The sequence below is a fragment of the Trichothermofontia sp. genome, assembly GCF_053493415.1.
Window position 1 is genome coordinate 1 of record NZ_JBRCAD010000093.1, and the last position, 6,285, is coordinate 6,285.

9 protein-coding genes are annotated in these 6,285 nt (G+C 56.2%); 7 read left to right on the plus strand and 2 right to left on the minus strand.

Annotation, left to right across the window (positions count from 1 at the left end; translation table 11 throughout):
• Positions 1 to 590, minus strand: a 590-nt coding sequence (locus ACWIUF_RS07840) for a hypothetical protein (protein WP_448571731.1), incomplete at its 3' end; no start/stop codon positions are given.
• Between the two features lie 399 nt (positions 591 to 989).
• The gene (locus tag ACWIUF_RS07845; RefSeq protein ID WP_448571732.1) at positions 990 to 1,412 is read right to left on the minus strand and encodes a heavy metal-responsive transcriptional regulator; all 423 of its coding nucleotides are present in this window, start codon (positions 1,410 to 1,412) and stop codon (positions 990 to 992) included.
• A 191-nt stretch (positions 1,413 to 1,603) separates the two neighbouring features.
• Here ACWIUF_RS07845 and ACWIUF_RS07850 point away from each other — a divergent pair, with 191 nt between their 5' ends.
• The 7 genes from ACWIUF_RS07850 to ACWIUF_RS07880 form a co-directional block, all read left to right on the plus strand.
• On the plus strand, positions 1,604 to 2,497 hold the full coding sequence (locus tag ACWIUF_RS07850; RefSeq protein ID WP_448571733.1) for a glutaredoxin family protein: 894 nt from the start codon (positions 1,604 to 1,606) through the stop codon (positions 2,495 to 2,497).
• 12 nt (positions 2,498 to 2,509) lie between these two features.
• Complete coding sequence (locus ACWIUF_RS07855; RefSeq protein WP_448571734.1) at positions 2,510 to 2,800, plus strand: DUF411 domain-containing protein; 291 nt, start codon at positions 2,510 to 2,512, stop codon at positions 2,798 to 2,800.
• A 58-nt stretch (positions 2,801 to 2,858) separates the two neighbouring features.
• Positions 2,859 to 3,428: a Uma2 family endonuclease gene (locus ACWIUF_RS07860; RefSeq protein ID WP_448571735.1), complete on the plus strand. Its 570-nt coding sequence runs from the start codon at positions 2,859 to 2,861 to the stop codon at positions 3,426 to 3,428.
• Positions 3,429 to 3,446: 18 nt separating this feature from the next.
• The gene (gene crtA, locus ACWIUF_RS07865; protein WP_448571736.1) at positions 3,447 to 4,319 is read left to right on the plus strand and encodes a cyanoexosortase A; all 873 of its coding nucleotides are present in this window, start codon (positions 3,447 to 3,449) and stop codon (positions 4,317 to 4,319) included.
• Positions 4,313 to 5,038, plus strand: coding sequence for a cyanoexosortase A system-associated protein (locus tag ACWIUF_RS07870; RefSeq protein ID WP_448571737.1), 726 nt, complete (start codon positions 4,313 to 4,315; stop codon positions 5,036 to 5,038). Before crtA ends, ACWIUF_RS07870 begins: the two co-directional genes overlap by 7 nt.
• A gap of 84 nt (positions 5,039 to 5,122) precedes the next feature.
• Positions 5,123 to 5,833, plus strand: a complete 711-nt coding sequence (gene hpsJ-A / locus ACWIUF_RS07875; RefSeq protein ID WP_448571738.1) for an HpsJ-like protein, cyanoexosortase A-associated — start codon at positions 5,123 to 5,125, stop codon at positions 5,831 to 5,833.
• On the plus strand, positions 5,821 to 6,285 hold a 465-nt coding region (locus ACWIUF_RS07880; RefSeq protein WP_448571739.1), incomplete at its 3' end, for a UbiA family prenyltransferase. The genes hpsJ-A and ACWIUF_RS07880, both read left to right, overlap by 13 nt.

The following is a 6,285-nucleotide window of genomic DNA, read 5'->3' on the forward strand; positions in this document are numbered from 1 at the left end:
GGCAGGTCCGGGGCGGGGGCGTAGCGGGGTTTGGCCGGTTCTCGCAAGCTGCCCCGTTCAAACACGGGGGCACCGACGATATTTAAGCGAGTTTCCCCACTCACCAAGGCCAGGGGATTGAGTTCCGCCTGATTAGCCAACATCCGCAGGCGGCGATTGAACTTGGGTTGTAACCCCCAGAGTTCCTGGGCCGAGAGGTAGAGATTGCAGTAGACCTGGCGTTGCGGCGGCGTCAGGGTCACGCCTTCGGTCTGATTTTCCAAACATAGCCCGTCAGGATCGGCGGCATGGCGGCGCAGGAACCGTTCGATCGTACCGATATGTAACACCAGTTGGCCACGGGCAACCCGCACCCGGTTGGGATCGGGACTGACCGCTGCCGCTTCCGTGAGCGCGATAAAGTTAATCTGATCCTGGGTGAGGGACTGGGCCTGTCGCCAGAAGTCAGCCTCGGTGGTGGGTGAAGCTGCCGAGACAGGAAAACTCGTGATGGGATTAGCGCCTAGGGCCATAACCCCGATCGCGGCTCCCAGCCCCAAAGTTCGGGCACTAACTTGGGCGACCAACCGCCCCCATGCTTGACACTGCATACCGAATACTCCCTTCTCACTCACATCACGGGGCAGGCATCCTGGCAAGGCATTCCCACACGGCGTTGCTGGTATAAACTCCGGAACTGAAGAGGTCGTCGCAGCGACCGTTGAACTGGCTTCTAAACTGGCTGTTGCATGAACAACCCTGGCCACAAACGTTGGGAATACCCCCTGAGAATGCCCCCTCTCTAAATTATCCCCTGACTCACGGGAATCGGATCGCCAATATAACGGCGCAGCCAAATCTTTTTTGACAAAAGTTGATCGTTGGGCAAAAGTTGACGGCTAGGGCTGCTGATTGAGATTGTATGCCAGCAACAACAGGTCATCGGGGAGTTGGTTGCGGAGATTAGGCGTCTGATTTGCTGACGATTGCAATAGTCCTGAGGCGAATATCTATGATGACAAGGGGAGCGTTTCGATCAGGGGACAAATATCCCCCGGCTGGGGATGGGGATGACGCGTACCCCAGCGATCGCGGTACCATTCCAAATGCGCCTTGAACGCCAGCATCTCTTGAATTTGGGCATCCAGTTGCTCAATCTTGGTTTGTAAAAGTGACTGCACCAACTCACAGGGGATATCCCCCCGCTGATGCACATTCAGCACCTCGCCAATGTCTTCGAGGGAAAACCCCAGAGATTGGGCCTTTTTGATGAACTGTACCTGCTGCACTGCCGCCAGGGGATAGTAGCGGTAACCATTGTCGCCCCGTTCCGATCGCAGCAAACCCAGCGTCTCGTAATAGCGCAGGGCACCCACCGCTACCCCCGTTTGCTTCGCCACTTCGCCAATCTTCAAACCCAGCGCGATCGTCATCGTTTGCCCCTTCCCTCAACTTTATTTCTACTCTAAACCCTCTAGCGGGCTGTAGTGTCCCCGCAAGGTCGGTAACCCCTAACCGCGTCGAAAAAATTTTGCGCAACCCTCTTGACTCTAAAGTTGGCTGTAGGCTTTAGGGTTAATTCATCGTAATCAAACACACTTGTTGCAACCGATGAGGTAAACCCATGACCCCGCTCAAAGCTACGCCCCACACTCAACACGACCCCGCGCACCATGACCCCGCGCACCATGACCCCGCGCCTGCGCCCCACACTCAACCTACCCAGGCCGCGATCGCGCTCCCAACATCAGTCAAGCTCTATCGGATGTCCACCCCTGATCACGAGTGCCCCTGGGGCCTCAAGGCGGTGAATCTGCTCAATGAAAAGGGGATTGCCTTCGAGGATATTCGTTTAACCACCCCAGAGGCGCTCGCGGCTTTCAAAGCCCAACACAATGTTGCCACCACACCCCAGATCTTCTTTGGCGATCAACGCATTGGCGGCTACACCGATCTGGCGGCCTACCTGGAGGTCCAGGCCGAAGCAGCGGACTATTCCTACACCCCCGTGGTGGCCCTCTTCAGTACCGCTGGTCTGGTGGCCCTGTCCACCTCCCTGGGCCTGTCCGGCTTCATGGGGATTTCCCTCTCGATGCTGGCATCCCTGAAGCTGATGGATCTGGATGCCTTTGCTGAAAGCTTTGCCAAGTACGACCTCGTGACCCGCCGGATCAAGCCCTACGGTAAGTTTTATCCCTTTATTGAACTGGCGGTGGGATTAGGGTTCCTTTCTGGGATTGCCCCCCTGGCAACGGGGATTGGTTCGCTGGTGGTGGGCGCGAGCGGGGCCGTTTCCGTGTTCAAGGCGGTGTATATCGACAAGATGGCGCTCAATTGTGCCTGTATTGGCGGTAATTCCAAGGCTCCTTTGGGGATCGTCAGCTTTGCAGAAAACGCGATCATGGCGCTGATGGGAGCAACGCTAATTTTCTCAACCGCTACCGCCCGCGAGGTGGAGTCCAAGGTTAACCGCCAACCCGAACTTGCGCCCGTGGTGCAACTTCAGGAGGCGAAATAATCGGGATGGCAGGTGTTTCGCAGGTTTCTCTGGAAGATAGCAGCCATCAAACGACAGTACGGTGTTCCCAGCAACCTGGTTTCCTGTCATACGGCGATCGTGGCGGGTTATGTCATTGAAGGGCATGTTCCAGCGGCAGACATCCAGCGGCTACTCACGGAGAACCCCAATGTTGTGGGCATTGCCACCCCTGGGATGCCGATCGGTTCACCGGGGATGGCAATGGGAAATCAACGGAAACCCTATACCGTGGTTTCATTTACGGCTGATGGCAAAACAGCAACCTTTGCGGATCATCCATAGTTATTGTTAAGCTCCGTAGTAATGCCCTATCAACAACAAACTACCGTTGAGATCGATCATGATCACGACACCGAAATACCTCACCCTTGAAGATTATCTAGCCTATGATAATGATACCGAAATCCACTACGAACTGGAGGCTGGTGAGTTAGTCCCCATGCCCCCGGAACAGCGGATTAACGATCGCATTGCAATGGAGATCTTGCGGGCATTTCTGGCGTTGCTGCCACCGGCCCGCCTCAGTTGTAAGGGCACTGAAATTGAGGTGACTGGTCTACGGGCAACGGTACGCCTTCCTGACCTAATGGTGCTGACGGAGGAATTAGTTCCCCTCTTGGAAAACGAAAGTCGGGCACTGATTCGTCAAGAGATGCCCCCTCCCCAGTTAGTCGTTGAAGTGGTGTCACCGGGGAAGCGATCGGAAGATCGGGATTATCGTTACAAACGCTCTGAGTATGGGGCGCGTGGAATTCCAGAATACTGGATTGTTGACCCCATGCGGGAGCAGGTTTTAGTCTTAACTCTAGTAGATGGTTTTTATGAAGAAGCCGTTTATCAACGGGGCGATCGGGTGCAATCCCCCACCTTGCCCGACCTAGCCTTGACGGTCGATGCCATTCTTGCCTAATTATTTACCGCATTTCCCATGTCTATCCCCAACTTCTCTGAGTTCCATTTTTCTGAGTTCAAGCCCTGGCGGGTACCCCAGTATTGGCTTTTGGGCATTGGGGCCGGCCTATTTGCCTTAAATTGGACTTTCCTGCTGCGGGCTGATGATTCTGAGTTATTAGCAACGGTTGGGTTGCTGTGGCTAGGGATCGGGATGCTGCTGTGGGAGAAGCGGCAGGATCTGCATTTGGAAAGTAGCCCGGGTGCGACGATCGCCGGGGCGGCCCTCATTGCCCTGGTTTTGGTGCGTAGTCTAGCTCCCGGTGGCTATCACTTGCAGGCTTCCCCCTTTATCTCCTTTCTGGGGTTAGCCTTGATGGCTAGCGGATTTCAGGGAGTGGGGCAGTTCTGGAAGGAATTAGTCATTTTAGGGTTGTTGCTAGTGTCCCCCCTCGTGGTGGGATTGCTTCAGGCGATCGATCTGTCCTTACTGACGGCAAAAGCAGCAACCTTTATGCTCTGGTATGCTGGGTTTGATGTGGCGCGACAAGGGGCCTTTATTGCCTTGCCCACAGGGCGGGTAGAGGTCTACGGGGCGTGTTCGGGGGTGAGCAATGTGCTGCAAATGCTCTACATCTCGTTGCTATTCCTGCTGTTGGTGCCCCTGCGTTGGCCACAGCGGCTCTTGTGTATGGTGATTGCTCCCCTGATTGGCTTTTTCGTCAATGCGGGACGCGTCGCCCTAATGGCCATCCTGGTCGCGAATACCCGCCAGGAAGCGTTTGAATACTGGCATACGGGGGATGGTTCGCTGGTCTTTTCCGCGATCGCGGTCCTGTTGTTTGGGGCATTTTGTTGGCTTGCCTTCCTGCGCCAGCCCACCGGCCCCCAAGGGGCGAATCCATGTTAACGGCTGGGGGAAAGCCCCGGCCCTGGCGGACCACCGTCTTGGCCTTGACCTTGGCGGGAGTCTGTGGGGTTCTCGTTAAGGTCTGGGTGATCGATCCGCGCCAATCCCCCCCCCCGATCGCGCCGATTACCCTGCCAGATGCGCCGCCGCTGCCGGGATGGACATTGACCGAGAGTGCCCCGATCGCGATCGATCTGATTCCCGGTAGCCGAGCCTCCCATGTCTATCACTTTCAGCAGGGTGGCCAGCCCCTAGAGATTCATATGCACTACATGGCTCCCTGGACGGATGGTAATATTAGCCGCTTCCTGTTTGTCCATACCCCGATTCGCACGGCCAATGCGGGGTTACAGCAGCGTTACCATCCGGAAACGGGTGCCTATGGGGTCCTCACAGCCCAAGGACGGGCCTATCTAACGGCTTGCATCAATCCGAAGGGGCAAAGTACGCTCACGGAGCAACAGGCCACCCAAAACCGCTATGCCACCGGGCTACGGCCTTGGCGGGTACTGCGCTGGCTACTGGGGCAGGACAAGCTCTGGGATGGACGTTGCCTGTGGACCCTGATGATGGTGCGCCTACCGCCAACGACACCAGCGGTAGCAGAACGTCACGACACCCCGATGGCATCGGCCCAAGCTTATCAGATACTAGAGGCGGCTTGGGTACCGTGGCATCATTGGTGGCAGGCTAATTTCCCCCCACCCGTGCCTGAATAGACCAACATGTCCCCTGGCTAGGTCTTTGTTCTATTAAATGTAACTGCCATACTCACTTCTGACGTATCTGACGTAACTGAACCCATGACTGATTCCCCTGCTTCTGATCATGAGAGCGCTTACGGCCAAGCCCAGGATGAAGCGCGATCGATTTATCGTCTGCGCTGGATTGGCTATGGTTTCCTGTTGTTTTTTGGGATCGAACTTGGGCGGATTTTGATCCCTCCCCGCTTCCTCGACCCAGTTTGGGAGTTTGAAGCGATCGGGGCGATCGTCGAGCGCGTGGTCGTGCCCCTATTGGGTATGGGACTCGTGTTCTTTGGCGAACACTATGGGCGAAAACCGCCGGAAAAAATCCTATTACGGCTGATCTCTTGGGGAGCGGGTCTCCTGGCCCTGCTCTTTTTGCTCATGGTTCCCCTGGGGGTGGTCAACACCCTACGGATCAATGCGCAAAATCAACAACAGCTTACGGCCCAAGCGGAACAGCAACGAGCGCAACTACAACAGCTCCAAAGCCGGGTAGAGGCCAGTACCCCGGAAACCCTCCAAACCTTGATGAACCAGTTAAATCGGGCAGGGATCACCCTCGAAGACGATAATCCAGCCACGCTTAAAACAGAGGTGGTCACTCGGATTGACACCCTCCAGGCCCAGATCGATCAACAGGTTACGATCGCCCAGGGGATCGGATTTCGGCGGCTCCTCAAGAACTCCGTGAAGTGGAACCTGGGGGCCATTATTTCCTGTGCGTTATTCGGGATGATCTGGAGAACCACGAAATGGGCACGCTAATTGGCCCGTATCTTCGCGCCGTGCGTCCCCGGCAGTGGACGAAAAACCTGATTGTGTTCGCGGCTCCCCTCTTCGCGTTTCAGTTATCCCCCCTGACTCTGCTGAATGCCAGTATTGCCTTTGTCCTATTCTGCTGCGCCTCCAGCAGTTTTTATTTGTTTAATGACCTAGCCGATGTGGAGGCCGATCGCCAGCATCCGGTGAAGTGTAAGCGCCCGATCGCGGCGGGGTTAATTCCCATCCCAACGGCGATCGCCCTGGCCACGTTCCTGATCGGGATTGCCCTCGTGGGAGGCTGGTTGAAGGCTCCCGGTTTAGGACTGGCCATCCTGGGCTATGCCCTTTTGCAGGTTGCCTATAACCTGATCCTGAAGCACAAGGTAATTGTGGATGTGGTGGCGATCGCGGCGGGTTTTGTCTTGCGGGCCTATGGGGGAGGGGCGGCGGCGGGG